The 25,430-nt window shown below is 73.6% G+C and carries 29 protein-coding genes and 1 tRNA gene; 12 read left to right on the top strand and 18 right to left on the bottom strand.

Going from position 1 to position 25,430, the window contains the following annotated elements; translation table 11 throughout:
* Positions 1 to 8 precede the first annotated feature (8 nt).
* The 3 genes from K7854_RS02040 to K7854_RS02030 all read right to left on the bottom strand — a co-directional run bounded on the left by K7854_RS02040 (position 9) and on the right by K7854_RS02030 (position 2,530).
* Complete coding sequence (locus K7854_RS02040; protein ID WP_011028303.1) at positions 9 to 227, bottom strand: FmdB family zinc ribbon protein; 219 nt, start codon at positions 225 to 227, stop codon at positions 9 to 11.
* A 57-nt stretch (positions 228 to 284) separates the two neighbouring features.
* Positions 285 to 1,688, bottom strand: a complete 1,404-nt coding sequence (locus tag K7854_RS02035) for a coiled-coil domain-containing protein (RefSeq protein WP_226024583.1) — start codon at positions 1,686 to 1,688, stop codon at positions 285 to 287.
* Between the two features lie 71 nt (positions 1,689 to 1,759).
* Positions 1,760 to 2,530 carry a DUF4097 family beta strand repeat-containing protein gene (locus K7854_RS02030; RefSeq protein WP_226024582.1) on the bottom strand — a complete coding sequence of 257 codons (771 nt, stop codon included), beginning with the start codon at positions 2,528 to 2,530 and terminating at the stop codon, positions 1,760 to 1,762.
* Between the two features lie 332 nt (positions 2,531 to 2,862).
* Here K7854_RS02030 and K7854_RS02025 point away from each other — a divergent pair.
* From K7854_RS02025 to K7854_RS02015, 3 genes are all read left to right on the top strand, one after another.
* A tRNA-Val gene (locus tag K7854_RS02025) sits at positions 2,863 to 2,937 on the top strand.
* An 82-nt stretch (positions 2,938 to 3,019) separates the two neighbouring features.
* Positions 3,020 to 3,553, top strand: a complete 534-nt coding sequence (locus K7854_RS02020; protein ID WP_264086741.1) for a DUF6153 family protein — start codon at positions 3,020 to 3,022, stop codon at positions 3,551 to 3,553.
* An 89-nt stretch (positions 3,554 to 3,642) separates the two neighbouring features.
* The gene (locus K7854_RS02015) at positions 3,643 to 4,341 is read left to right on the top strand and encodes a DUF305 domain-containing protein (RefSeq protein ID WP_226024580.1); all 699 of its coding nucleotides are present in this window, start codon (positions 3,643 to 3,645) and stop codon (positions 4,339 to 4,341) included.
* Positions 4,342 to 4,398: 57 nt separating this feature from the next.
* Here K7854_RS02015 and K7854_RS02010 read toward each other — a convergent pair whose 3' ends face one another.
* The gene (locus K7854_RS02010; protein ID WP_226024579.1) at positions 4,399 to 4,755 is read right to left on the bottom strand and encodes a DUF8825 domain-containing protein; all 357 of its coding nucleotides are present in this window, start codon (positions 4,753 to 4,755) and stop codon (positions 4,399 to 4,401) included.
* 115 nt (positions 4,756 to 4,870) lie between these two features.
* On the opposite strand from K7854_RS02010, the gene K7854_RS02005 reads away from it, so the two are divergent.
* On the top strand, positions 4,871 to 5,302 hold the full coding sequence (locus tag K7854_RS02005) for a GNAT family N-acetyltransferase (RefSeq protein ID WP_226024578.1): 432 nt from the start codon (positions 4,871 to 4,873) through the stop codon (positions 5,300 to 5,302).
* A gap of 4 nt (positions 5,303 to 5,306) precedes the next feature.
* Complete coding sequence (locus K7854_RS02000; protein ID WP_226024577.1) at positions 5,307 to 5,546, top strand: DUF2277 domain-containing protein; 240 nt, start codon at positions 5,307 to 5,309, stop codon at positions 5,544 to 5,546.
* A gap of 244 nt (positions 5,547 to 5,790) precedes the next feature.
* Here K7854_RS02000 and K7854_RS01995 read toward each other — a convergent pair whose 3' ends face one another.
* The 4 genes from K7854_RS01995 to K7854_RS01980 form a co-directional block, all read right to left on the bottom strand.
* On the bottom strand, positions 5,791 to 6,429 hold the full coding sequence (locus tag K7854_RS01995) for a DedA family protein (RefSeq protein WP_226024576.1): 639 nt from the start codon (positions 6,427 to 6,429) through the stop codon (positions 5,791 to 5,793).
* Positions 6,430 to 6,595: 166 nt separating this feature from the next.
* Positions 6,596 to 7,054, bottom strand: a complete 459-nt coding sequence (locus K7854_RS01990; protein ID WP_226024575.1) for a DoxX family protein — start codon at positions 7,052 to 7,054, stop codon at positions 6,596 to 6,598.
* Between the two features lie 281 nt (positions 7,055 to 7,335).
* On the bottom strand, positions 7,336 to 9,069 hold the full coding sequence (locus K7854_RS01985; protein WP_226024574.1) for an alkaline phosphatase D family protein: 1,734 nt from the start codon (positions 9,067 to 9,069) through the stop codon (positions 7,336 to 7,338).
* A 123-nt stretch (positions 9,070 to 9,192) separates the two neighbouring features.
* A complete protein-coding gene (locus K7854_RS01980; RefSeq protein WP_226024573.1) occupies positions 9,193 to 9,837 on the bottom strand; it encodes an HNH endonuclease family protein in 645 nt (214 codons plus the stop codon).
* A 478-nt stretch (positions 9,838 to 10,315) separates the two neighbouring features.
* Between K7854_RS01980 and K7854_RS01975 the strand changes: the two genes are divergently transcribed.
* Complete coding sequence (locus K7854_RS01975) at positions 10,316 to 10,897, top strand: TMEM165/GDT1 family protein (protein WP_226024572.1); 582 nt, start codon at positions 10,316 to 10,318, stop codon at positions 10,895 to 10,897.
* 255 nt (positions 10,898 to 11,152) lie between these two features.
* The gene (locus K7854_RS01970; protein WP_226024571.1) at positions 11,153 to 11,818 is read left to right on the top strand and encodes an HAD-IA family hydrolase; all 666 of its coding nucleotides are present in this window, start codon (positions 11,153 to 11,155) and stop codon (positions 11,816 to 11,818) included.
* A gap of 27 nt (positions 11,819 to 11,845) precedes the next feature.
* On the opposite strand, the gene K7854_RS01965 is transcribed toward K7854_RS01970, so the two are convergent.
* Together K7854_RS01965 and K7854_RS01960 are read right to left on the bottom strand one after the other, a co-directional pair.
* Positions 11,846 to 13,003, bottom strand: a complete 1,158-nt coding sequence (locus K7854_RS01965) for a peptidoglycan-binding domain-containing protein (RefSeq protein ID WP_226024570.1) — start codon at positions 13,001 to 13,003, stop codon at positions 11,846 to 11,848.
* Between the two features lie 162 nt (positions 13,004 to 13,165).
* Entirely contained in the window at positions 13,166 to 13,666 is a 501-nt protein-coding gene (locus tag K7854_RS01960) for a GNAT family N-acetyltransferase (RefSeq protein ID WP_226024569.1), read from the bottom strand.
* Positions 13,667 to 13,830: 164 nt separating this feature from the next.
* On the opposite strand from K7854_RS01960, the gene K7854_RS01955 reads away from it, so the two are divergent.
* The gene (locus tag K7854_RS01955; protein ID WP_226024568.1) at positions 13,831 to 14,508 is read left to right on the top strand and encodes a hypothetical protein; all 678 of its coding nucleotides are present in this window, start codon (positions 13,831 to 13,833) and stop codon (positions 14,506 to 14,508) included.
* Positions 14,509 to 14,511: 3 nt separating this feature from the next.
* A complete protein-coding gene (locus tag K7854_RS01950; protein WP_226024567.1) occupies positions 14,512 to 15,003 on the top strand; it encodes a hypothetical protein in 492 nt (163 codons plus the stop codon).
* A 10-nt stretch (positions 15,004 to 15,013) separates the two neighbouring features.
* Here the strand turns inward: K7854_RS01950 and K7854_RS01945 are convergent, their stop codons facing one another.
* Positions 15,014 to 15,421, bottom strand: coding sequence for a DnaJ family domain-containing protein (locus K7854_RS01945; protein WP_226024566.1), 408 nt, complete (start codon positions 15,419 to 15,421; stop codon positions 15,014 to 15,016).
* Between the two features lie 81 nt (positions 15,422 to 15,502).
* Here K7854_RS01945 and K7854_RS01940 point away from each other — a divergent pair, with 81 nt between their 5' ends.
* Positions 15,503 to 15,901 carry an FHA domain-containing protein gene (locus tag K7854_RS01940; RefSeq protein ID WP_226024565.1) on the top strand — a complete coding sequence of 133 codons (399 nt, stop codon included), beginning with the start codon at positions 15,503 to 15,505 and terminating at the stop codon, positions 15,899 to 15,901.
* 13 nt (positions 15,902 to 15,914) lie between these two features.
* Here the strand turns inward: K7854_RS01940 and K7854_RS01935 are convergent, their stop codons facing one another.
* The 3 genes from K7854_RS01935 to proP all read right to left on the bottom strand — a co-directional run bounded on the left by K7854_RS01935 (position 15,915) and on the right by proP (position 18,555).
* Positions 15,915 to 16,586 carry an O-methyltransferase gene (locus tag K7854_RS01935; protein ID WP_226024564.1) on the bottom strand — a complete coding sequence of 224 codons (672 nt, stop codon included), beginning with the start codon at positions 16,584 to 16,586 and terminating at the stop codon, positions 15,915 to 15,917.
* A complete protein-coding gene (locus tag K7854_RS01930; RefSeq protein ID WP_226024563.1) occupies positions 16,583 to 17,098 on the bottom strand; it encodes a GNAT family N-acetyltransferase in 516 nt (171 codons plus the stop codon). Before K7854_RS01930 ends, K7854_RS01935 begins: the two co-directional genes overlap by 4 nt.
* Before the next feature lie 71 nt (positions 17,099 to 17,169).
* On the bottom strand, positions 17,170 to 18,555 hold the full coding sequence (gene proP / locus K7854_RS01925; protein WP_226024562.1) for a glycine betaine/L-proline transporter ProP: 1,386 nt from the start codon (positions 18,553 to 18,555) through the stop codon (positions 17,170 to 17,172).
* Positions 18,556 to 18,965: 410 nt separating this feature from the next.
* On the opposite strand from proP, the gene K7854_RS01920 reads away from it, so the two are divergent.
* Positions 18,966 to 21,155, top strand: coding sequence for a bifunctional glycosyltransferase 87/phosphatase PAP2 family protein (locus tag K7854_RS01920; RefSeq protein ID WP_226024561.1), 2,190 nt, complete (start codon positions 18,966 to 18,968; stop codon positions 21,153 to 21,155).
* Here the strand turns inward: K7854_RS01920 and K7854_RS01915 are convergent.
* The 3 genes from K7854_RS01915 to K7854_RS01905 all read right to left on the bottom strand — a co-directional run bounded on the left by K7854_RS01915 (position 21,109) and on the right by K7854_RS01905 (position 23,641).
* Positions 21,109 to 22,764 (bottom strand): DUF8823 domain-containing protein, encoded by a 1,656-nt coding sequence (locus K7854_RS01915; RefSeq protein WP_226024560.1) that lies wholly within the window; start codon positions 22,762 to 22,764, stop codon positions 21,109 to 21,111. The two genes, K7854_RS01920 and K7854_RS01915, sit on opposite strands and share 47 nt — an antisense overlap.
* 97 nt (positions 22,765 to 22,861) lie before the next feature.
* Positions 22,862 to 23,020 (bottom strand): hypothetical protein, encoded by a 159-nt coding sequence (locus K7854_RS01910; RefSeq protein ID WP_226024559.1) that lies wholly within the window; start codon positions 23,018 to 23,020, stop codon positions 22,862 to 22,864.
* Between the two features lie 30 nt (positions 23,021 to 23,050).
* Entirely contained in the window at positions 23,051 to 23,641 is a 591-nt protein-coding gene (locus K7854_RS01905) for a cysteine hydrolase family protein (protein WP_226024558.1), read from the bottom strand.
* A 147-nt stretch (positions 23,642 to 23,788) separates the two neighbouring features.
* Between K7854_RS01905 and K7854_RS01900 the strand changes: the two genes are divergently transcribed.
* Positions 23,789 to 24,790 (top strand): GlxA family transcriptional regulator, encoded by a 1,002-nt coding sequence (locus K7854_RS01900; protein ID WP_226024644.1) that lies wholly within the window; start codon positions 23,789 to 23,791, stop codon positions 24,788 to 24,790.
* A 95-nt stretch (positions 24,791 to 24,885) separates the two neighbouring features.
* On the opposite strand, the gene K7854_RS01895 is transcribed toward K7854_RS01900, so the two are convergent.
* Positions 24,886 to 25,299, bottom strand: coding sequence for an aggregation-promoting factor C-terminal-like domain-containing protein (locus K7854_RS01895; protein WP_226024557.1), 414 nt, complete (start codon positions 25,297 to 25,299; stop codon positions 24,886 to 24,888).
* Positions 25,300 to 25,430: the final 131 nt, after the last annotated feature.

The raw sequence follows: 25,430 nt of genomic DNA, 5'->3' as shown, positions 1-25,430 counted from the left end.
GACTGGCCTCAGCCGCAGCACCCGCCGCCGCAGCAACCCCCGCCCCCGCCGCCGCCCGACGACGGCGCCGGCGCGGAGGCCGAGCCGCCGACCGCGACCGTCGACAGCAGCTTCACCGTGTCGTCGTGGCCCGCCGGGCAGGCGGCCGGTGCGGAGGACTCGGCCATGGGACGGCTCAGTTCGAAGGTGTCGCCGCAGCTGCGGCAGCGGTACTCGTAGCGAGGCATGCGCACAGATTAACCGGCACGGCGGACCGGACGGCCCGGGTCCGGAGACCTCGCCGATCAGTGACCGGCTCCCCGCTCCTCACGGATCTGCGCGACCACGTGGGCCGCCGTCTCCCGGACCGCTTCCGTCTCCGTCAGGAAGTGCCAGTAGTCGGGGTGCCGCCCCTCCAGCGTGGCGATCGCCCGTTCCAGCCGGGCCACGGCCTCGTCCAGGGGGCGCGCGTGCCGGGGATCGGGAGTGTTGCGCCCGGCCATGGCCAGGCGCTGGGCGTCGCGGATGGCGAAGCGGGTGCGCTCGATCTCCTGCTGCGGATCCTTCTGCACGGCGTTGAGCTGCCGCAGCCGGTCGCCGGCCGCCGAGACGGCCTCGTCGGTCGAGTTCAGCAGGGCTCGTACGGTCGACAGCAGGGCGGTGGCGTCGGGCCAGCGCTGTTCGTCACGGGCGGTCTGCGCCTCGGCCAGTTTCCGCTCGGCCTGGCGGACCGACTCGGTCGCCTGCTCCGGCACGTGCTGGAGGTCCTGCCAGCAGGCGGCGGTGAACCGGCGCCGCAGTTCGCTCAGGACCGGCTCGACCTGCTCGGTACGGGTGGTCAGCGCCTGGGCGCGGGTGCGCAGGGAGACCAGGCGGTGGCCGATCTCGGCGGCGCGCTCGGGCAGCCGTTCCGCCTCGGCGCGGACCGCCTCGGCCTCGCGGGTGACCCGGGCGGCCCGGTCGAGCGTCTGGGGCACCCCGTGCTGTCCCGCGCCCTGGTTCAGCCGGGTCAGCTCCGGGCCGAGGGTGGCGAGACGGGTGGCGAGGTCGTCCGCCGCCAGGCCGGCTCCGCGCGCGGCGTCCAGGGCGTTGGAGGCGGCGAGCAGGGCCTGCCGGGCGCGCTCGACGGCGGGTGCCAGCCGGGCCAGCTGGGTCTCGGCCTTGCCCAGGAGGGGGCCGAGGCCTTCGGCGAAGCGGTCCAGTTCCTGTTTGACCCGGCCCAGCTCGGTCTTGGCGGCGGTCAGTTCGGTGCGGGCGCGGGAGGCGGCCGATGCCTCCAGGTCGTCCCGGTCCAGGTCGTGGGCGTCGACGGCGCTGATGTACTGGTGGCTGACCTCGTCGATGCGCCGGCCGAGGGCCTCGAAGTCGGTGACCGCACGCCGGGCGGCGGGGGAGGAGTCGACGGCCGCGATCGTCTCTATCGAGATCCTCAGGTCCCGCTGCGCGGTGTCCAGTTCGTAGAAGGCGGCGGCCGCGTCGTCCTTCGCGGTCTGGGCCTCGGCCCGCTGGCTCTCGGCCCGCCCGCCGAACCAGCGCCGGGTACCGCCCCCGGCGAACGCCGCAGGCAGCGCCAACACGGCCAGCAGGGGGAGGCCCATCAGGGTGAGGGCGTCACCGACCGGGCCGGTCCGCCGACGGCGGAAGCGGTGCGGCAGGCGCCGGGCGCGCGCCACCATCGGCGAGTACGGCTGCGATGGTGTCGCCGTCACATCCCTCTCCCGTGTCGTCCGTCCTGCCCGGGTTCATTCTCCCACCCGTTAGGGACGAACACACGGGCCGGTCAGTTCGCGGTCCGGACGGTGATTTTGCCGTCACCGGACCGGGCGTCGACCACGTGCGCGCTGGTGTCGTCGGTGGGCACGGACACGTCGACCGAGCCGTCGCCGGTGTCGGTCGACACCTTGTACGTGGCGCGGGGCAGCGAGATCGTCACGGAGCCGTCGCCGGTGCGGGACTCCACCTGGTCCGGGACGGTGCCGAGTTCCAGCCGGACCGAGCCGTCGCCGGTGTGCGTCCGCACCTGGCGGGAGGAGACCGAGGCACGGACGGAACCGTCGTCGGTGCGCAGTTCCAGCGGCCCGGAGGAGTCGGTGACGTGCACCGAGCCGTCGCCGGTGCGGATCTTCAGTGCGTCCTCGAACCCGCTCGCGCGCACGCTGCCGTCCCCGTCCTTCACGTTGACGGCGACGCCGCGCGGCACCTCGATGCGGTGCTTGGCCGCACAGTCGGCGACCACGCCGGAGCAGTGCATCCGCAGCACCAGCCGGTCGCCGTCCATCTTCCAGGTCACCTCGGGGTCCGAGCCGACCGCGACCGAGCCGGAGAACCACCGGGTGACCTCGACCTTCCCGGAGGCGTGGTCGTCCGAGGAGACGATCTCCAGCGCGGAATCGTCGGAGTCGACGGTGAGCGTGCTGCCCGGGAGCGCGAACGACCGGTGCTCGGGGTCCTTGTCGTCCGACGCGGAGGCACAGGCGCTCAGGCCCGCGACGAGAACGGCGACGGCACCGACGGCGGCGGACACGCGGACGGGAACGGTACGGGCGGGCATGGGCGGTCTCCCCCTGGGACGGACGACGAGGTGCCGCACCCGGGTCCTCCGCGGTGGGCGGAGACCTGTTCGGCGAGGCTCTTCGACCGTACGGAGCACGCGGCCCGGGCGGGATCCAGGCCGCTACCGGATCGACGGTGGGGTTAACCCCCGGCCCGGGCCCCGACCCGAACCCGGCCGCACCCTGGCCCCCGGCCGCACCCCGGACCCCGGCCGCACCCCGGACCCCGGCCTCGACCCGAACCCGGCACCATCCCGAACCCCCGCCCTGCCCCTGCACGAATGGGTTTGCCGGGCAGCGCCCCGGGCCATGTAGGCTGTCGACTCGTCATGGGTGCGTAGCTCAGGGGTAGAGCGCCTGCCTTACAAGCAGGATGTCGGCGGTTCGAAACCGTCCGCGCCCACCAGGACCGGCGTCGTGCCGGTGCGTAAGGCCCCCAGAGATCTTCCGGGGGCCTTACGCGTGCGGTCGTTCCCGGCCTCCCTAGGATGAGGTCCGTGAGGAGTCCCGAGCAGCACGTCCAGCGACCGCCCGTGCGCTGGTGGCGGGCCGTCTGCGTGCTCGGACTGCTCGCCGGGCTCCTCGGCATGCACGGCCTGGGCCCCGGCGGCGGCCTTCCGGAGCACTCCGCCGGGCATCCGCTCGCGTCGGCGGCGCCGAGGGCCGGGGACGCCCACCTGCCGACGGCCGCGACGGCGCCGACCGGGCATTCGACACCGTCCGCGCCGACGGCCGCAGGCGGGGCGCACACCGATGCGGCACATACCGACGCGGCGCACACCGGTGCGGCGCACGCCGGGTGTCCGCAGGGCGACGGCTCCTGCGGCGGCGGACATCTCCAGCACGCCGACGCGATGTGCGCGTCCGGCGCGGTGGGCGACGGACCGGCGCTGCCGGCGCCCGTTCCCGACCCGGTCCCCGTCGTCGGGTGCGACGGGACCGTACGCGTGCACGCGGTCGACGCCCCGGACGGGGCGCGGGCGCCGCCCTCCCTCGCCGAACTCCAGCTCCTGCGGATCTAGACACCGCCCCGCACCCGCGCTGCCCCAACGCCGCGCGGTGCGCCGGCCTGTCCATCCCCTTCACCGCAGATCACAGCAGGAGTTCACGCATGAACAGCATCCGTACCCTCACGCGCCGTACCGCCCTGGTGGCGGCCACGGCCACCGCCGCCTTCGTCCTCGCCGCCTGCGGAGGCGACAGCGGCAACGACAGCGGCGGCAGCGCCCACGAGGGCCCGCACGGCTCCGCGTCCGCGAGCGCCGACGCCGGAAGCACCCCCGGGAACGAGACCGGAGAGAAGGCGCACAACGCCCAGGACGTCGCCTTCGCGCAGGGCATGATCCCGCACCACCGGCAGGCGCTCGAGATGGCGCGGCTGGCCGCGGACCGGTCGGCGTCGGCCGAGGTCGAGGACCTCGCCGCCCGCATCGAGAAGGCACAGGACCCGGAGATCACCACCATGACCGGCTGGCTGACGGCCTGGGGCGAGGACGTGCCGGAGCCCGCGGCCTCGAACACCTCGACGGGGTCGGCGGAGCCGATGCCCGGCATGGACCACTCGGGACACTCGGGCATGCCCGGGATGATGGACGACCAGGACATGGCGGAGTTGGAGCAGGCCTCGGGCCGGGTGTTCGACACGATGTTCCTGACCATGATGGTCGAACACCACGAGGGGGCCGTCGAGATGGCCGGGACCGAGAAGGCCGAGGGCCGCTACGCCCCGGCCAAGGCGCTGGCCGACGACATCGTCACCGCACAGAACGCCGAGATCACGGAGATGAACAAGCTCCTCGGCAAGAAGTGACCCGGTAGGCGGCCGGGCCCTCGGCCGCGCTCACGAGTCCCGCCCGGGCGGCGCTCCTCAGGCGTCCCCGGGCGGTGACTCCGGGAGCGGGGCCTCATGGGCGTGCTTCAGCGCCGACCGGGCGCTCACCTGGTCGGGGCCGGTCGTCTCCGACCAGTAGCGATGGGTGCTGACGAATACGGCGAGCTCGCGCTCGCGCCGACGGAGCTTCTCGACCTCGGCCTGCTCGTCCGCCGACCAGCCGGGCGAGGCCGGGCGTTCGACCTTCCGCCAGCCGTTGTCGTCGCTGAATCCGTCGAGTGGCTCGACGGACCAGGGAAGTCTCTTCAGCAGGGCCGACAGCTCGGCCCGGACCTGATGCAGTTCCTCCTGACCGGCGAGGAGGTCACTGGGGAAATCATAGGTCGTAGCCACGCGCCAATGATACGCCTGTTCGAATTTGAGGCGCGCGTTCCCTTCGGTGGTTCACGCGAAAGGGTGGCCGCACGGCCCGGCCCGACTGTCAGACCCCTGCCCTACCGTGAAAGACATGGACGGCGTGGACGAGCGGATCGCGGAGAGCGAGGAGCAGCTTCTGACCCGGCACCGGCGGTACGTGGAGTCGGTCCCCGGCCAGATGTACCGGATCACGCGGGCGGACGGCGGCGAGACCGTCGGCAGCGTCGGTTACTGGCGGCGGACCTGGCGGGACACCGAGGTCTGGGAGACGGGGTGGGGCGTGCTGCCGGAGTTCCAGGGGCGGGGGCTGGCCCTGCGGGCGGCCCGCGCGGTGAGCGAGGCGGCCCGCGCGGCCGGGTCCCACCGGTATCTGCACGCGTTCCCGAGCGTCGACCACGTCGCCTCCAACGCGGTCTGCCGCGGGGCCGGGTTCACGCTCCTCGGGCAGGTCGACTTCGAGTATCCGAAGGGCCACTGGATCAGGTCGAACGACTGGCGAGTGGACCTGGAGACGGGAGACTGACGTCATGTGCCGCAGCATCAAGACCCTGCGTCCGCCCGTGCTGGCCGAGGAGGCCACCGAGGACGAGATCAGGGCCGCCGCCCTTCAGTACGTACGCAAGGTCTCCGGTTTCCGTGCGCCCGCCGCGCACAACCGCGAGGTCTTCGACGACGCCGTCGAAGCCGTCGCCAAGGCCACCGCCGAACTGCTCGCGGGCCTGGAGATACGGGGAGCAGGCGGCGCCGGAGCGCGACGCGCCTCCTGATGCTGACGCCGGGCGGTGACTCCACCCGGCACCCGCGCGAGACTTCCGTCGCCACGGGGGCGCGGCGTCTGGCACCGACCGGTCCGCCGTGCGCGAGCCGAGGGGCTACCTGGTGCGCGTCACCACCCGCCTCGCCGTCGACCGGCTGCGCCAGACGCTTCAGGAGATCGGCGGTGGGGGCGATCCGCGGCGACAGGAGGCCGGCGGTGGGGGCGCGGTCCGCGCTGTCAGGAGGCCGGCGGTGCTACGAGGCCTCCGTCGTCCGGGGCTGCCTGCGCATCAGGTACGCCGCGCCCGCGCCCGCGCCGAACAGCGCCACCAGTGACACGCCCGTCGCCAGCCAGGTCGCGCCCAGCCACTGGCCGCCGAAGTAGCCGAGGGCCACGCTGTACGCGGCCCAGGCCAGCCCGGCCAGCGCCGACCAGGGGAGGAACTCGCGGACACGGCGGTGTGCCGCGCCGGCGACGAGCGAGACGACCGAGCGGCCGGCCGGGGCGAACCGGGCCAGTACGACGAGGGCGCCGCCGCCGCGGGCCAGGGCACCGCCGAGACGTTCCTGCGCGGTGGTCAGCCGCCGGGACCGGGCGATCGCGCGGTCCAGCCGTGCCCCGCCGCGCCAGGCGAGGCGGTACACGGCCAGGTCGCCGACGACGGATGCGGTCGCCGCGCAGAGCGTGAGGACGAGGATGTCGGGAACGTCCTGCGGCACCCGCCCGGCGGCCGCCGCTCCGGAGCCCGCGGCCGCCGCGGTCGCCGCCGTGATCACCAGGACCCCGCTGGGCAGCACCGGCAGGAAGATGTCGAGGAGTACCGAAACGGCCACCAGCGCATAGATCCATGGGCTGCTGACCAGCGACCCGATACTTCCCAGACCTTCGACCACCACAACTCCCCGATCCTCCCCCGTGGGCCGGGCCTTGCCGCGAGACGCGGGGACGGCAGGAGCGGCCGATGACAGCCATACAGCGTACGCCCGGGGTGTGACAGAGGCTTCACAGGGGGCTTGTGTGATCGACGCGCGGCGTTCACACGCGCGGCGGCGGCGCCGGTCAGGCCGCGACCGGCGCCTGTCGCTCCGGGGCGGACTGCTCCCGCTCGGAGGTGCGCCGGGCGAGGAGCCGGTCCAGGCCGAAGGCGCCGGAACCGGCGAAGGCGAGCAGCAGGAAGGCCCAGCAGAACATGACGGAGGCCTCGCCGCCGTTCTCCATCGGCCACAGGGCGTTCGGCTGGTGCACCTTGAAGTACGCGTAGGCCATGGAGCCGGAGCAGATGACGGCCGCCGGCCGGGTGCCGAGGCCCAGCAGGACGAGGCCGCCCCCGACGAGCTGGATCACGGCCGCGTACCAGCCCGGCCAGGTGCCCGCGTCGATGGTGCCGCCCCCGGCGGCACCGCCGAGGACGCCGAAGAGTGAGGCGGCGCCGTGGCAGGCGAAGAGCAGGCCGACGACCATGCGGAACAGACCGAGTACGTACGGCTGGGCGGTGGCGCTGTTGAGGCGTGTGGGCATGGGGGAGTGCTCCTTCGGTCGGCCGGCCGGGACGGGCCGGTGGGGGACGGAACCGAGTGGGCGCCCACGTTAGGTGAGCCTAATGAGTACTTGCAAGTTCAACATCTAGCCATAGCCTGACGTGTGGTCACTTGCTCGCCGTTGTCGCCGAGGCAGGTGGGAGCGCTCCCACTCCCGCGCCGCGGCCCTCCTGCGTGTCTCAAATCATTCCCCGGACCCCCCCTGCCCCATGCGGGGCGCACCCCTCCGGCCCATGAGGGCCACCGCGCCGCCGGGCCCGCCTACGCCAGCTCCCGGTCCGTCACCTTGCGCAGCACGGTGGTCCCGTCGCGTTTCGCCCGGGCCTGTTCCAGGCGCAGCCGCGCCGACCGCCCCCGCAGGGTCAGTGTCATGATCTGGTTGCCGAACCAGGGTCCGCCCGTCCGGCGCCAGCCCACCGCCGGCGGGGCGCAGCGTCCGTGCCGCGCGATGCGCCGCCCGAGCGCACGCGCCGGGACGCTCCAGCCGAAGCGGAAGCCCAGCCGGATCGAGAGCGGCACGGAGTTGTGGACGGGGGAGCAGGTCAGCTGGGCCACCCGCGCGTCGGGTGTCCGCCCGGGCCACGACGGTTCGGCCACGTAGGCGTGGTGGACGTCGCCCGACAGCACGCTCACGGTCGCGGGAGCCCCCGGCCCGGTACCGGCCTCGGCGATCAGGTCGCCGAGGGCGTCGAAGGAGGAGGGGAAGGCGGACCAGTGCTCCAGGTCGGCCCCGCGCCGGATCCGTTCCCCGAGCCGCGCCCAGCGCGCGCCCCGTTCGCCGCCGCACATCGCCGCGTTCCACGCCTCCACGTCGTGCACCAGGTGGGGCAGCAGCCAGGGCAGGGAGGTGCCGATCAGCAGGTGGTCGTACGCGCCGCGGCCGTAGCCGCCCTCGCCCCCGCTCCGAGTCCCACTCCCACTCGCGTCCCCGCCCGCGTTTCCACTCGCCTTTCCGCTCCCGCTCCCGCTCTCGCCCCGCCCGTCCAGGACCTGTTCGCGCAGCCAGGCGGCCTCGCCCGGGTCGAGCATCGTGCGGCGGCCCTCCTCCAGGACGCGGGCCGCGCGGGAGTCGACCATCAGCAGTCGTATGCGCCCGAAGTCGCGCCGGTAGCTCCAGCGGACGGAGGTCGGATCGGCGTCCGCCCGGGTGGCGAACTCCCGCAGGACCGCGGTGCCGTCGGGCGCCTCGCGGACGGCCGTGTAGAGCGGGTCGGCGGCCAGTTCGTCCGGGGAGAGGTTGCCCAGCTGCTGGTAGACCCAGTACGACATCAGCCCGCTCAGCAGCCGCTCCTGCCACCAGTCGGTGGCCCGCATGTCGGCGAGCCAGGCGGCGGAGGTGTTCCAGTCGTCGATGACGTCGTGGTCGTCGAAGATCATGCAGCTGGGCACGGTGGACAGCAGCCAGCGCACCTCGGGGTCGAGCCAGGACTCGTAGTAGAGCCGGGTGTACTCCTCGTAGTCCGCGACCTGGTCGCCGGGGCCCGCGGCCACGTCGCGCCGGCCGGCGATCCAGTGGCGGGTGGCGTCGGAGATCTCGTCGGCGTACACCTGGTCGCCCAGGAGCAGCAGCACGTCGGGACGGGCGCCGTCGGGGTCGGCCGCGACGCGGGCGGAGAGGGTGTCCAGCGCGTCGGGCCCCACCCGGTCCTTGCCGCCCGCGGGCGGCGCCGCCCAGCGGCAGGAGCCGAAGGCGACGCGCATGCCGTCGTCGTCCGTGGGCGTGGCGATCACGGAGGGCGGGAAGCGGGAGTCGGGCGGCGGCCACACTCCCGCCCCGTCGAGGAGCACCTCGTACTCCGTCGCCGTGCCGGGCGTCAGCCCGTCGACCTGGACCAGGGCGTAGTGGTGGCCCGCGATCAGGAAGCTGCGGGCCGTGCCCCGGGCGCCGTCGGCGCAGCGCACCTCGGCGGTGCAGGGGCCGTCCGTCTCGACCCAGACGGTCGCGCGGGAACCGTCGGTGTACCTCAGCAGTGGTCCCAGGCGCAGTTCCGCCATGATGATCCTCTCCTCCGTCGCCCCGTACGGTACGGAACGACGGAGGCCGGCGGGGAGGTTCCGCGCCGAACGGACGGCGCAACGGACGACGGACGGGCGGCGGAACGGATGCCGGGCGGGGTGTCAGCAGTTCGCGAGGTAGCCCTGCAGGGCGGACTTCTCCGCCGAGTCGACCGAGAGGCCGTAGTAGTACTTCACCTGCACCCAGGCGCGCACGTAGGTGCAGCGGTAGGCGCTGCGCGAGGGCATCCAGGTGGCCGGGTCCTGGTCGCCCTTGGACTGGTTGACGTTGTCGGTGACGGCGAGGAGCTGGGGCCGGGTCAGGTCGTTGGCGAAGGACTGCCGCCGCGAGGTGGTCCAGGAGTCGGCGCCGGAGTCCCAGGCCTCGGCGAGCGGCACGAGGTGGTCGATGTCGACGTCGGAGGAGGCGGACCAGGTGGCGCCGTCGTAGGGGGAGTACCAGCTGCCGCTGGTGGCGGCGCAGGAGGAGTCGGTGACGACGTTCGTGCCGTCGCGCTTGAGGATCGTCTCGCGGGTGTTGCAGGTGCCCGACTGCGTGATCCAGTGCGGGAAGAGGTCGCGGTCGTAGCCGGTGCGGTCCTCGGTGGCCACCGTGAGGTTGGCGAGGTAGGTGCGGGCGGTGGCCGCGCTGACCGGGGTGGGGAGGGCGGCGGAGGCGGCCGGGCCGTTGAGGAGCCCGGCGGAGGCTATGAGCCCGGTGAACGCGGCGAGGAAACCGAGCCGTCGACGCGCGTAGAACTTCGGCATGCGAACTCCCTTGGGATGTGGGGGTGTTGGGACGCGGGCAGGGGAATGCTCGCGGCGCCGCATGGCGCACGGGTGTGCGGTCGGTAAGAAGTTAGTGACGTGTGCATGGCACGTCTAGAAGCGTGACGAGACTCGTGACGGGAGTGGGGGTGAGAGCCCGGGCGGGGCGCCGAGGGTCCCCGGACGGGACCTTCGGCCCTCGGCACCGCCCGGGGTGTCGCGTACTATGGACGGCGCAGAAGGGGAGTAGCTCTTCGCCGGACCGTCGACATACTGCTCAGCCCGCCTGAGCCGGCGCCCGGAGGCAGGCCTCGTACGCGGGGCAGGCCAGCGAGACCTTCGGCAAGCAGTGCACGCCCGTGCCGTACGGCAGGGGTGGATCCGTGTGCTGCCGTGCCGAGGTGTCGCGCGTCGCGGAGATCGTGAAGTCCGCGCAATCAGCACTCTCGGTGGGGTGGCCCCGACCGATTGAGGAATCTTGATCAGCCTGACCGTGACGGCGCTCGTCTTCGGTGTCGTCTTCCTCGCCGAACTGCCGGACAAGACCGCGCTCGCCGGTCTCGTCCTCGGCACCCGCTACCGCGCCTCGTACGTCTTCGCGGGCGTGGCCGCCGCCTTCCTCGTGCACGTCGTGCTCGCGGTCGCGGCCGGCAGTGTGCTGACGCTGCTGCCCCAGCAGATCGTGCACGCGGTTACCGGCGTGCTGTTCCTGGGCGGCGCCGCCGTGCTGCTGATGAAGAAGGACGACGAGGACGAGGAGATCCGCAAGCCGGAGGACCAGTCCTTCTGGAAGGTCGCCGGGGCGGGATTCATGCTCATCCTGGTCGCCGAGTTCGGCGACCTGACGCAGATCATGACGGCCAACCTGGCGGCGCGCTACGACGACCCGATCTCGGTAGGCCTCGGCGCGGTGCTCGCGCTGTGGGCGGTGGCCGGACTGGGCATCGTCGGCGGGAAGGCCCTGATGAAGCGGGTGCCGCTGGGGCTGATCACGAAGGTCGCGGCGGTGCTCATGCTGGGCCTCGGCGTGTGGAGCCTGTGGGAGGCGATCGCGGGCTGAGCGCGGGCTGGGCGCGGGGGCTGGGCGCGGGCTGGGCGCCGGCCGGCCGGCTGAGCGTGTGCGGGGGCAGGCCGGGCGCGTGTCGGGGCCTGCCGGGCGCCTGCCGGGCGCCTGCCGGGGTCGGCTGGGTGCCGGGCGCGGTGGCGCGAACCCCGGTCTGTTTTGTACCGTGGGTGAACAAAGTGGCTCCCGCCCGTTCTCCCTGACCGGCGGGCGGGGCCGCCTTGTTTCCTCCTCGCGCCTTGGAGTCTGCCGATGACGGCCACCGCCACCACCGTTCTGCCCGCCCGTGCCCTGCTGCTGGACATGGACGGCACCCTCGTCAACTCGGACGCCGCCGTCGAGCGCGTCTGGCGACGCTGGGCCGACCGGCACGGGCTGGACGGCGACGAGGTCATGAAGGTCGTCCACGGACGGCAGGGCTACGCCTCGATGGCGCTGCTGCTGCCGGACCGGCCCATGGAGCAGAACTACGCCGACAACGCGCGCATGCTCGCCGAGGAGACCGCCGACACCGAGGGCGTCGTCGCGATCCCCGGCGCGCCGGACTTCCTCGCCTCGCTGCGCGGCCTGCCGCACGCCCTGGTGACCTCGGCCGACGTGGCCCTGTCCACCGCGCGGATGGCCGCCGCCGGACTCGCCCAGCCGGACGTCCGGGTCACTGCCGAGTCGGTCGGCGCGAGCAAGCCGGACCCGGAGGGCTTCCTCAAGGGCGCCGCCGAACTGGGCATCGCCCCCGCCGACTGCATCGCCTTCGAGGACTCCGGCGCCGGTATCGCGGCCGCGCGGGCCGCCGGGATGCGGGTCGTGGGGGTCGGACCCCGGGCCGGGTTCCACGGGCCCGACGTGGTCGTCGAGGACCTGACGCGGGTACGGGTCGAGGCCGACGCGGACGGCAGCCTGCGCCTGCACATCGGCTGACGCCGACCGCCAAGGGCCCCGCCGCCGCTACGGCTCCCGGGTCTCCGACTCCAGCTTGCGGCGGGTGTCCGGGCCGTAGACGCCGACACCGTCGGTGCGGATGCCGCGCTCCCACTGGTACTGGCGGACGGCGTCCTCGACCTGGCGGTTGTAGTTGCCGTTGAGATCGCCCCAGTACATCCACTTCTGCGTCAGACGCTGCTGGAGTTCGACGACCTCCGGGCCCTGGTCGCCGCGCCGCAGCGTGGGGCCGACGTCCCCCGGAGCGAGTCCTTCCTCCTCGGACTCCTGCGGGGCGTCGTCGGCCGGTGCGGTCGTGCTCCGCGTCGGCTCGGCCGACCGGGACGGTGTGGGCGAGGCGCTCGACGCGGACGGCGAGGCGGAGGCGCTCGCACTGGCCGACGGGGAAGCGGACGCGGACGCGGAGCGGGACGCGGTTGGTGACGGTGCGGCGGACGACGCGCTCGGCTCCGCGCTCGGCGAGGCCTCGCTGGTCGACGGATCCGGCACGCTCGCCCGGACCTCGTCCGGCAGCGCCCCGTCGCGCGACGGGGTGTCGTAGGAGAACAGTCCGCCGGCGAAGCCCGCAGCGCCGACCACGACCACGACCGCTCCGGCCGCGCTCAGCAGCACGCCCTTGCGTCGCCTCCGCGGCGGTCGTCCACCGCCGTCCGCCGAACCATGGGCGTCCGCCGTTCCCGGATCCACCTGTGGGAGGGGCGCGGTGGTGGACGCGTCGAACAGGCGCAGGTCGTGCGCGCTGGGTGACCCGGTCGAGGGCGCGAGGGGTGTCGGCAGCGCGGAGGTCGCCTCCGCGTCCACCGCGCGCAGCGTCATGGTGGCGTCCGGGTCGGAAGCGGAAGCGGAAGCGGAAGCGGTCGCGGGTGCGGGTGCGGCGCGGCGTTCAGCGGATGCGTCGGATGCGCCGGATGCATCGGGTGCGCCGGGTGCGGCGGGTGTGTCCGACGGCTTGTCGGTCCCGTCCAGCTCGACGTACGGCCGTATGCGCAGCGGGTCGAAGTCCTCCGCCGCTGCCGCCTGGGCGGTGCGGGCGTCGCGCAGGGCGTCGGACGCCCTGGTTCCGCAGGCGCAGGACGGCGTGTTGTCCGCCGCCCTGGGCGTGCCGCACTCCGGGCACGAGGCCCCCGCAGGCCGCTCCTGCGACGGCTCCCTCTGCTGATCCACGCGTTCGTCCCTCCCCTCGCGACTCGCGACTCCCCTCGCGAACTCCAGAGATTATGCAGATCTTCTCCATACTTGGGCGCACACGCCCCCGGAATACCGGCTTCCTGGCGGACTGAAACGGTCATAACCGGTCACACCGCGCGCGTGGGCGGCTGAGCCCGCTCAGGACTCCCGGCACAGCGGCTTGTGGAACCAGTGCTCGGCGTACGGGCTCTCGTTGTACGCCTCGGTCTCCGTGTAGCCGAGGCGCGCGTACAGGGCGCGGGCCTCGACGAGGTCGCCCCGTGTGTCGAGGACCATGCGCCGGGCCCCGACCGCCCGTGCCGCGTCCTCGGCGGCCCGCACGAGCAGCGCGGCGCCGCCCCGGCCGCGCATCGGGCCGTACAGGAACACCCGGGTCAGCTCGGCGGTGGTGTCGTCCAGCAGCCGGAAGCCCGCGCTGCCGGCCGGTTCGCCGCCGTGGCGGGCGACCAGCAGCCGGCCCCGGGGCGGTACGAGGTCGGCCCCGGGGTACGCGGCGATCTCCCGCTCCAGCTCGTCGGGGTCCGTGGCGCGCCCCTCGTGCAGCTGGTACCAGCGGTCGCTCACCTCCGTGTAGTACGCGCGCCAGAGGGCGGCGGCGACGGGGGAGTCGTACGGTTCCGGGGCGACGGTCCAGGTCATGACGGGCATTGTCGGCGGGGTACCGGCGTGCCGGGCAAGCGTATTTTCCCACCCGTGCGGGCTCGGCGCACGCCGTGCGCCGTTTGAGCGCGGACTGCGGGGCAACACGAACGGCGAACCGGCCCGCTCGGAGAGCCGGCAGGCCGAAAACCCGGAAGGCACTCATGTCCACAGGCGTGATCATCGCTCTGATCGTGATCGTGGCGGTCGTGCTCGTCGTCGCGGCCGTCCTCGCCCTGCGCGCACGGGGCCCCCAGCACGGCGGAAGCCTGAAGCGGCGCTTCGGGCCCGAGTACGACCTGGCCGTGGCCCGGCACGACGGTGACACCAAGGCCGCCGAGCGGGAACTGGCCGAACGGGTGCGGCGGCACGGGTCGCTGCGCACCCGCCCGCTGGAACCCGCCGAGCGCGAGCGCTTCGAGGCGCGCTGGGCGGCGGCCCAGGAGCGCTTCGTCGACTCCCCGCGCGAGGCGGTCGGCGAAGCGGACCGGCTGCTCGCGGAACTCGCCGCCGCGCGGGGTTTCCCGGACGGCGGACAGTACGAGGAGCAGCTCACGGCGCTGTCCGTGCACCATGTCCACCATGTGGAGGGCTACCGCCGTGTGCACCGCGTGACGCACGCCCGCGTGGACGACGCGCGGGACGGCGGTGCGGGCACGGAGGAGATGCGCGCGTCCCTGGTCGAGGCCCGAGCGCTGTTCGAGGCGCTGGTACGCCCGGACCGTCACGACGCCGGGCGGCGGCGGACCGGCACGGAGGCCGGCGAACCGGCCCCCGCCGCCCACGCGCCCCGCACGACCCACGCGTGGTCGCTCGGCAAGCGCCGGCCGAAGGAGAGCTGAGGCATGCCCGACACGACAGGCGACCGCGGTCCCACCGCCGGACCCGACATCGCGCGCGAGCGCGGCACCACTGCCGGACCCGACGTCGCGCGCGAGCCCGGCACCACCGCCGGTGCGGGCGCCCCCGCCCGACCGGGGACCACCACCGAGCCCGGGGCAACCGCCGAGTCCGCGGTCGCTGCCGAAGCACCCTCGGCGGCCACGCCCGCCGGGCCGCTCCTAGCGCCCGGTGACTCCGACCGGCTCGGTCGGCGGCTGCACCACGCCGTGGCCGGGTTCGTCGACGCGCCGCGTGCTTCCGTCGAGGAGGCCGACCGGGTCCTGGAGGAGATCGCCGCCCGCTTCACGGATGCCGTGGCCGACCGCCGCCGCACCCTGCGCACCTCCTGGCAGGAGGTCGGGCCGGACAGCGGCGCGCCCAGCACCGACACCGAGCAACTCCGCCTGGCCCTGCGGGACTACCGAGAGCTGGCGGACCGTCTGATGCGCCTGTGAACCACGGGCGTCACCGCTCCGCCCGGCCCTCCCGCCACTGCCGTACGACCTCGTCGACGTCGTAGGGCTTCAGCCCCAGCGGGGGGCCGGGCGGCGGCTTGAACATGACGTCGCGGATCTTGACGTTGATCTCCTCGACGATGCGGCGCACCACCCGCTCCGACGGTGCCTTCGCCGCCGCCTCCAGGGCGTCCTCCGCCTCCTTGCGCAGAGCCAGCGTGGGCGGCAGCACGGAGAAACCCTCGCGGGCCATCTTCCGCTTGACCCACCACAGTTCGTCGTAGGTGCTGTCCATCTCGGTGGGCAGCGGCTTGCCGGCGCCGGGCAGCTCGGCGAACTCGCCTCGGGCGTCCGCGTCTCGAATCTGTTTGTCGACCCAGGACTCGAAGTCGACGCCGGGTGGCTTCCGCTCGGTCATGTCCCCATTGTGCCGGACACCACTCCACCGGTCGATCTATCATGCGGCGGCGACAAGCCGACGGACCTCGAAGGAGCGCACGTGCTCGAACTCACCATGGCCGCCGTCACCGCGGCGGACGCGGGCGCCACGGCCGGCATGCAGATGGCCGACGCGCCCAGCGAGCCGGACGCCGTGCTGCGGGTGGGCAGGGACAGGTCCGTGTGCCGGCTGTCGACGCCGGACGACTGGCTGTTCGTGTCCCGGGTGCACCTGGAGTTCCGGTGCGGCCCGGACGGCACCTGGCGGCTGACCTGGCTGCGCGGCTCCCAGCCGGACCCCTCCTGCGAGGTCCGGCTGACCGTCGGCGGGCACACGGCGGCGCAGCCCATGACGTACGGCGGCACCGTGCCGCTGCCCAGGGGCGGCAGCGGCGAGGTGGTGGTCCAGGACCGCGCCGAGCCGCGCAGCGTCAACGTCGGCTTCTACCACGAGGTGTAGGCCCGGCCGCCGGTCAGGGCAGCACGCGCGCCAGGGCGAACCCGTCGTACCCCTTGGGGCCGACCGTCTGGACCGCGGTGCCGCTGAGCCGGGGGTGGCTGCCGATCAGCTCGACGGCGGCGCGGATGCCGAGCAGCTCCGCGGCGGTGTCGTCGGCGTCGGCCACGCGGCCGCCGCGGACCACGTTGTCGAGGACGATCAGACTGCCGGTGCTGGTGAGCCTCAGGGCCCACTCGAGGTAGTGCGGGTCGTTGCGCCGGTCGGCGTCGATGAAGACCAGGTCGAAGGGCGCCGGGTTCTCGTCGGCGAGCTTCGGCAGGGACTCCAGGGCGGGGCCCACGCGTACGTCGACGAGGGGGTCGAGGCCGGCGCGGGCGATGTTGCGGACGGCGACCTCCGCGTGCCGGGCGCTGTACTCCAGGGTGACCAGCCGGCCGTCGGCGGGCAGGGCGCGGGCCAGCCAGATGGTGCTGTAGCCGCCGAGGGTGCCGATCTCCAGGATGGTGCGGGCGCCCTGGATCCGGGCGAGGAGCTGCAGGAGTTTGCCCTGGCCGGCGGTGACGTTCACCTGTGGCAGTCCGGCGGCGTCGCTCTCCCGGCGGGCGGCTGCCAGGGCCTCGTCCTCGGGCGCGAGGTGGCCGGTGAAGTAGGCGTCGACCTCGTCCCAGAGCCGTGACTCGCTCATACCGGGCCTCCCGCGGCCACGGTGCGGCGGAAGAGCTGGCGGGAGCCGCCCTCCGGGCCGGGCGCGACCGTTTCGGCGGGGGTGAAGCCGAGGCGCTCGTAGAAGGCGCGGGCGCCGCTCGCGGCAGCGCCGGGATGGTCGGCCCCGAACGTGACCACCTCGACGTCGGCCGGTCCCCGCACCCACCTGCGCAGCGCGTCCCGCATCAGCTCACGGCCCACTCCGCCCGCCCGCGCCCGCTGCGACACGACCAGCCAGTGGACGTGGTGGACCGGCGTGTCCGCGCCCGCCCCGAACAGGAGCCCGCCGAGCAGGTCCGTGTCCGTGCCCGGGTCCGGTTCCGTGCCCGGGTCCGAGGGCACGGCGACGAGTGCCTCGTTCCGGCGGATGTGCTCGCGCACCGCCTCATGGAACCCCGCGTCCTCGACCATCGGGCCGAACCAGTGCTCCACCTGGGCCGCCAGGCCGAGGAAGCCGGGGAAGTCTCGCTCTTCCGCAAGTCTGACCATCACCCCGGCAGTCTGGCAGAGCGGCCCGGAGGCCGCAGCGGCAGCGCCGGGGGGCCGGCTCCCGCCCGGGGTGCCTAACGCCCCTCCACCGCCGGTGCCGAGCCCGGCAGCGGGCGTCCCGCTGACTCGGTCATGAACCAGACCGCCACGCCGCCGACCACGGCCGCGGCCATCATGTAGTACGCGGGCATCATCATGTCGCCCGTCGCCCCGATCAGTGCGGTCACCACCAGCGGCGTCGTCCCGCCGAACAGCGACACCGAGACGTTGAAGCCGATCGACAGCGAGCCGTACCGCACCCGCGTCGGGAACAGCGCCGGCAGCGCCGACGGCATCGACGCCGTGAAGCAGACCAGCAGCATGCCCAGCGCGCCCATGCCCAGCGCCACCGCGAGCAGGCTGCCCTCGCGGATCAGCAGCAGCGCCGGGACGGACAGCAGAAGGAAGCCCGCGCAGCCCGCCGCGATCACCGGCCGCCGCCCGACCCGGTCGGTCAGCGCGCCCGCGAACGGCTGGACGACCATCATCAGCGCCATCACGCCCAGCACCACGAGCAGCCCGTGCGTCTCGTCGTACTCCAGCTCGCTGGTCAGATAGCTCGGCATGTACGACAGCAGCATGTAGTCGGTGACGTTGAAGACCAGCACCAGGCCGACGCAGAGCAGCAGTGCCCGCCACTGGCCGGTGACCATCTCCCGCAGCGGCACCTTCGGCCGCTCCGTCTCCGCCTTCGCCACCTCGGCCGCGAACGCCGGGGTCTCCTCCAGACGCATCCGCAGGTACAGCCCCACGATGCCCATCGGCCCGGCGATCAGGAACGGGATGCGCCAGCCCCACGACATCAGGTCGCCGTCCGAGAGCAGCGCCGTCATCAGCGTCACCAGACCGGCGCCGCCGATGTACCCGGCGAGCGTGCCGAACTCCAGCCAGCTCCCCAGGAAGCCGCGCCGCTTGTCCGGCGCGTACTCGGCGATGAAGGTGGAGGCGCCCGCGTACTCACCGCCGGTGGAGAAGCCCTGCACGAGCCGCGCGGCCAGCAGCAGCACCGGCGCCCAGACGCCGATCGTCGCGTAGGACGGGATGAGTCCGATGGCGAACGTGCCCGCCGCCATCATGATCATCGTCAGGGCGAGCACCTTCTGCCGCCCGACGCGGTCCCCGAGCGGGCCGAAGACCATGCCGCCCAGCGGCCGGACCAGGAACGCCGCAGCGAAGGCGCCGAAGGTGGACAGCAGCTGCGCGGTCGGGTTGCCGGAGGGGAAGAAGACCTTGCCCAGCGTCACGGCGATGTAGCTGTAGACGCCGAAGTCGAACCACTCCATGGCGTTGCCCAGGGCCGCCGCCTTGACGGCGCGCCGCACGAGCGCGGGATCGGTGGCGGTGGGCGCGCCGGCGGCACGCGGGACGGGTGCGGGGGTCGTACGGGACGGAGGAGCAGCGGCGACGGGGGCGGCCGACAAAACTACGCTCGCCTACTTTCGACGGGGACAGGGACGGAGGCGGAGGAACGCCACGACCCGCACGGCGGGCGCTGTCGCCGGGCCGGAAAGAGCCCGCGGCACGCGGCCACGGGCAGAAAAGCGACCATAGGCGCTGATGCGCCGCTTACGCCCGGTATGCTTTTCGTTGCACTGTGCACCAAAATGGCGTACACGCAGGGGACATGCGCGCGCCGCGCGCCGTCCGCCCGGTCGCGAGCTGTGATCCTTCTCGCTCCCCGAATCGAACTGCGGACGGCTGTCAGGTTGAGTGGGGGGTGCTCGCGTCTTCCTCCGGGGGTGGTGCGAGCCTCGTAGGGTTCGCAGGGACGACACACTGCGTACACGAGCGCGGTACGCAGGGTACGAGCGGGGCGGGAGGCCGACGAGGCGTGGCGAATGCGGAGCACAGTGGGCGACCGGCGGAGTCCTTCGGAGCCTCGGCCGCCGACGTGAGCAGAGCACGTTGGCGGGTCGCACGCCTCGGTCTGTGGCTGATCGCCGCCGTCCTGGCCGTACGGCAGGTGGCCGCGGTCCTCAGCACCCCCCAGGGGGAGCGCCTGACGGACCTGGAGACCTGGGTGGGCGAGCACGGCGTCCTGCACGTGGAGGGGTCGCTCTACGACTCCACGCAGTTCACCGGCACGCCGTTCGTCGGCCTGGTCCTCAAACCCTTCACCCGCGCCGCCGAGCAGGCCCTGGGCTGGGGCTGGACCTTCGGCTCGCTGCTGCTCGTCGTCGCCCTCGGCCTGGTCGCCGCCCGCGCCCTGCCCCAGCCGGTCGGACGCCGTACGGCGCTGCTGGCCGCGCCGGTCGCCATCAGCCTGCTGATGCTCTCGCTCCCGGTGCGCAACGCGTTCTGGCTCGGGCAGACCAGCATCATCCCGGTCCTCCTCGTCCTGCTCGGCTGCTTCGCCGTGCGCGGGGCCCGGGGCGACCGCGTGGGCGGCGTGCTGATCGGCGTCGCCGCCGCCTTCCAGCCGACCGTCCTGCTCTTCGTCCCGCTGCTCTGGTTCACCGACCGCCGACGCGCCGCCCTGTCCACCGCGGTCACCTTCGTCGCCTGCACCGCCGTCGCCTGGGCCGCCATGGCGCAGGACTCGTACACGTACTGGGTGCACCACATGGCCGGCGTCGGCCTGGGCGGCGAGGCCGACGACCTCGCCAACCAGTCGCTGCACGGCGCCCTGCTCCGGCTGGGCCTCAACGGCCCGCTGGAGATCGCCCTCTTCCTCCTGCTCGGCGCGGCCGTCGCCATCCTCGCCCTGCGCCGCGCCGTGCGCTACGCCCGCGACGGCCAGCTGCTGCTCGCCGTCGCCGTCACCGGCTGCGCGGCCGTCGCCGTCTCCCCGGCCACCTGGCAGCACCAGCTGCTGTGGGTGCTGCCCGCGGTGGTCGGCCGGGTCGGCAAGCGGGCCTCCGACCGGTACGTGTGGCCGGTCGCGGTCGTCCTGGTGATGACGCTGCCCGCGAAGATGATGCTGCCGAACATGTCGGCCCTGTACCCGCTGCGGGACAACGTCGTGCTGCTGGCCGCGCTGGCCGCCGCCGTCGCCGTGCCCTTCCTGGCCCGCACGTCGCCGTACTTCGACAACCCGGTTCCGACGGCCTACGCGCCGCCGGTGCCGACCCGCTTCAAGCACGTCCCGCTGCTGCCGTTCCTGCGCCGGGTCCTGACCCGTCCCAACCTCCTGCTGGAACTGCTCCTCATCCGGGTCACCTACGCCGCCTACTCCCAGGTCCGCCTCGCGGCGACCGGCGGCAGCAACTCGGCGGGCCGGGAGCGTGCCGAGGAGCACGGGACGCAGATCCTCGACATCGAGCGCTTCCTGCACATCGACATCGAGCACGCGATCAACCACGCGGTGGTGAAGGTCGGCTGGCTGCGGGACTTCTTCGACTTCTACTACACGTCGTTCCACTTCGTCGTGCCGCTGACCGTCCTCGGCGTCCTGTACTGGCGCCGCCCGGTCGACTACCGCTGGGCCCGCGCCTCCCTGGGCTTCGCCACCCTGCTGGCCCTGGTCGGCTTCTGGCTCTACCCGCTCGCCCCGCCGCGGCTGATGCCGGGGCTCGGCATCATCGACACCGTGCACGGCGTGCAGGATTTCACCAAGCCGGACTACGGCACGCTGACGCACCTCACCAACCAGTACGCGGCGATGCCGTCGCTGCACTTCGGCTGGTCGCTGTGGTGCGGGATGGTGATCGCGATCATCGCGCCCAGGGTGTGGATGAAGGCGCTGGGCCTGCTGCACCCGCTCTTCACCGTCTCGGCGATCGTGGCGACCGGCAACCACTGGGTCCTGGACGCGGTGGGCGGCGCGGCCGTGGTCGCGGCGGGCTTCGGACTGACGTACTGGTTCCAGGGCCCGAGGGCCAGGACGGCCACGGCGGTGGCGGCGGTGGCGGCGGTGGCGGCGGTGGCGGCGGTGGCGGCCCGGACGGCCGGGGAACCGGCGGCGGGCGCGAAGACGGCAGAGGAGCCCGCGGCGGGCGCGAAGACCGCCGGGGAGCCCGCCGCGGGGGCCGGCGTCAGCAGCGACCCCCCGCCCCCGGCGAAGGACCGTACCGGGAGCTGATCCGGTACTCGCCCGGCGCGTCGACGGTCAGCCGGGCGAACTCGCCGTCCCGCGCCAGGCACCCGCCGTCGCTGCGCAGCCACGGCGACCAGGCGATCCGCACGGTCACCGGGCCGGGCCGCGCCACGCGCAGCACCAGATCGGCGGGGGCGGCGGTCACGACGGTGCCGGGCGCGGAGACCAGCGGTACGGCGTCCCGTACCCGGAAGACCTGCCAGTGCGCGTCCCGCCAGACGGGCTCCAGCCACGCGGGCCGCAGCTCCGGGTCCCGCACCAGCTCGGCCTCGGCCCTCGCCGGACCGTCCGGCTTGCCGAGCGGGGCGACCACGAAGCCCACCGCCCACCGGTCCAGCCACTCCCGGTAGGTGGCCGCGGAGAAGGTGCCGTCGTAGAAGAGGCGCCCGCGTTCCACGTCGAGCTGCCGGTTCCAGCCGCGGGCCAGGTTGACGTGCGGGGCGAGCAGGGTGGCCTCGCGGTGGTTGCGGGCGGGCACCACCTCCACCCGCGCGCGATCGGCGCCGAGCCCCTTCAGGGCGCCCACGACACCGTCCGTCTCGGCGGCCCAGTCCGGTACGACGGTGGACACCTTCAGGTCGTCGGCGGTCTTCTTGCCCACCCACCCCGCGGAGTAGACGACCGAGACGGCCAGCAGCCCCGACACCAGCCGCCGCGACCGGGCCGCGGTGAGCGCGGGAGGGGCGGTGAGCAGCGCGGCCAGCAGCACGGCGGGCGCGAACAGCTCCGCGAACCGCTCGACGTTGGTGCCGACCGGCGAGGCGATCAGATACGTCAGCACGGTCCCGAACGCGTAGACGGCCCCGCTCCACCGGGCGACCCGCCAGGTACGCGGGGCCAGCACGGTGACGGCGAGGCCGAGCACGACCGGCGGCCATATCCGGGCGAACGGCATCGGCTGCTCCCCCGTGGAGGGGAAGAACAGCGTCGTCAGCCCGACGACGGCCGCCGGGGGTATGAGCAGCACCAGGGCCCGCCGCCAGTCCCGCACCAGCAGGAACGCCGCCCCCACGACGGCCAGGAACAGCCCGGCCACCGGCGAGGCCGACGTCGCCAGCGCCGCGTACCCGGCGGCGAGCCACAGCCGCCGCTCCCGCACCAGCGGCACACAGGCGGCCAGCGCGAGGGCGACGCCGAGCGCGAAGGTGGTCCGGCCCGAGGCCACGTCGCACCAGAGCGCGAGGGAGGCGAGCAGCGCGGGCCACACCGGCCTGCGCACCCCGCACCGCACGATCAGCACGGCCGCGAGCCAGGAGGCGGCGAGCCCGGACCCGACCGTGACGGCGCGCACGCCGACCAGCGCCATCAAGTACGGCGAGATGACGCTGTAGTTGGCGGTGTGCACCCCGCCGTACCAGAACAGCCCGTAGGCCGAACCGCCGTGCCGCGACGCGAAGTCCGCCCACGCCTCCTGCGCGGCGAGGTCACCGCCGCCGGTGGCGAGAAACGCCCACCACACCGCGTACAGCGGGATGGTGGGCAGGGTCGCGAGCAGCGGCACGCGATGCCGGCGCCCGAAGGCGCGCAGGGTGTCGCTCGCGCGTCTGTCCCGACGCCGTTCGGTCCGGGGGACGGTCAGTTCGGCAGGGGCCACGGTCGGGTTTTCCGTTCGGCGTCGTCGGGGTGCACGGCGGGGACACGTGCGAAGACGATAAATCGAACAGAAACGTTGACCTGGACCGGGCGGCGGATCAGCCGCGTACCGCGGCCACGCACTCGTCGTACAGGTCCATGATGTCGCCCTGGCCGTCGTTGACGACCCACGCCATCGAGGCGGCGTCCAGGCACGCGCACGCCGTCGCGATCACCGCCCGGGCCCTCGGGTCGGCCCGGCCGGCCGTGGTGCCCATGCGCCCTTCGACGAGCGGGAGAAGCTCGGCCTAGGTCAGGGAGTCGTGCGACGGGACGACGACCCCGTACATGTCGGCGATGGTGGCGAGGGCGCCGTAGTGGACCTGGCGGGCGTCGAGTTCGGTGTCCGCGACCGGCAGGGCGCGGGTGGCGCAGGCGTCGGCGACGACCGTGGGGCGGTTGCCGCGCAGGAAGGCGCCCTGGGCGGTGAAGGCCACGCACATGTGCGTCATGAAGCCGATGACGACGAGGTCGTTGTTGCCCGCCGCGTCGACGTGCTCGCCGAGGTCGGTGCCGAAGAAGGAGTCCGGCGCCTTCTTGGTGACGAGGGCCTCGCCGTCCACCGGCGCGACGCTCGGGTGGATCTGCCCGATCTCGGCCCCGAGGTCGTACGGGGAGCCCTCGCCGCCGTCGTGCACGACGTGGACGACCTTGGCGCCCTCCCGCCGGGCGCGGGCCAGCAGCCGGGCCCCCGCGTCGAGCGCGTCCTGCCAGCCGTCGAGTTCCATCACGCCGGTCGTGTAGGTGTTCTGGTAGTCGACGAGGACGAGGGTGGAGTCGGCGAGCTCGGCGGGGGTGTCGTCGAGTCCGCTGAGGCGGCGCAAGGTGGTTCTGGGCACGGTGGCTCCCTGAATTCGGTTGGGAATGACGGTCGTTGGCCTGCTCCTACGACGCTAGGGCCGCCCGGTGATGTCGGCAATGTCGTCTAACCTGCAGATACCGACATGACCGTGTAGGGATGTGGCCGGGTGACCGTGGGAGGGACCGTGAACTGCGTGGGACGACTGATCGTCGTCGTGCTCTTCGAGGGCGTCGACCTGCTCGACGTCACCGGACCGCCGGAGGTGTTCTCCCTCGCGCGGCGCGAGACGGAGCACGCGGCGGGTTACGAGGTGTTGCTCGCCGCCGCGGCCACCGGCCCGGTCACCACCGCCGCCGGCGTCCGCGTCCTGCCCGACGCCACCTTCGACGACCTGTCCGGGCGGCGCATCGACACCCTGATCGTGCCCGGCGCGGTCGAACTCGACGACCGGCGCCGGGTCCGGGCGCTCACCGACCCCACCGTGGTCGAGTGGGTGCGGCGTCTCGCGGAACGGACCCGGCGGGTCACGTCCGTCTGCGTCGGAGCGCACGTCCTGGCCGCCGCCGGGCTGCTCGACGGCAAGCGCGCCACCACGCACTGGTCGACCGCGCGGCAGCTCGCCGACGAGCATCCCGAGGTCCGGGTCGACGCCGACCCGATCTTCATCCGCGAGGGCGACGTGTGGACCGGCGCGGGCATCAGCTCCTGCCTGGACCTCGCCCTCGCCCTCGTCGCCGACGACCTGGGCGAGGCGGTGGCGCTGCGGGTGGCCCGGCAGCTCGTGATGTACCTGAAGAGGCCCAGCGGACAGAGCCAGTTCAGCGTCCCGCTGGAGCAGGTCTCCACGACCCGGCGCGTCGAGGACCTCCGCCACCACATCCTGCGCCACATCGCCGAGCCCCTCACTGTCGCCGACCTCGCGGCCCACGCCCACGTCAGCGACCGGCAGCTCACCCGCATCTTCAAGACCGAGCTGGGCACCACCCCGTACGCGTACGTCGAGTCGGCGCGCGTGGAAGCGGCGCGCCAGCAGCTCGAATCCACCGACGCGACCCTCCAGCACATCGCCACCGCCTGCGGCTTCGGCACCGTCGACACCCTGGTCAGAGCCTTCCGCCGCAGACTCGACACGACCCCGACGGAATACCGCCGCCGCTTCCGGACCGCGGTGAGCACCCACAGCTAGTCCGGCTTGGCGCGGCGTGCCACCACACGGAGGCGGCGGCCCCGGGATCAGGGGCCGCCGCCTTCGTGAACGGGGGAGCGGGGCGAGGAGGCGGGTCAGTACCAGCCGTTGGACTGCCAGAAGCTCCAGGCGTCGCAGGCGCTGCCGTAGCGGTCCTTCATGTAGTCCAGGCCCCACTCGATCTGGGTGGCCGCGTTGGTCTTCCAGTCGGAGCCCGCCGAGGCCATCTTCGAGCCCGGCAGGGCCTGGACCAGGCCGTAGGCGCCGCTGGAGGCGTTGGTGGCGTGGATGTCCCAGTCGCTCTCGTGGTCGACGATCTTCGAGAAGCACTGGAACTCGGCCGAGTCGCCGATCATCTTCTTCGCGGTCGCCTGCGCCGAGGAGGCCGGCGTCGCGGCCTGCGCGGGCGCGGCGGCGATCAGGGAGCCGCAGGTGGCCGCGGCCAGGGCGGCACCCGCGAGGGCCTTCTTCGGGGTGGCGACGGAACGGAGGAGGGACGCGGCGGTCAACGGAGGGCCTTTCTTCGGGGACAGGGGCGTCGGCGCACACCGGCCCGGCATGCGTCGGCGCCGCTGCCCGGGAGGGCGTCGGCGCCTGGCGACCGGTTCAGGGAAACAGGCGGGCCGGTCGTCCGCAATCG

Origin of the sequence: Streptomyces hyderabadensis, assembly GCF_020404845.1 — a bacterium.
Taxonomy (GTDB): Bacteria; Actinomycetota; Actinomycetes; order Streptomycetales; family Streptomycetaceae; genus Streptomyces; species Streptomyces hyderabadensis.
The sequence above is the reverse complement of the archived record's forward strand: the minus strand, read 5'-3'. Positions and strand labels throughout refer to the sequence as shown.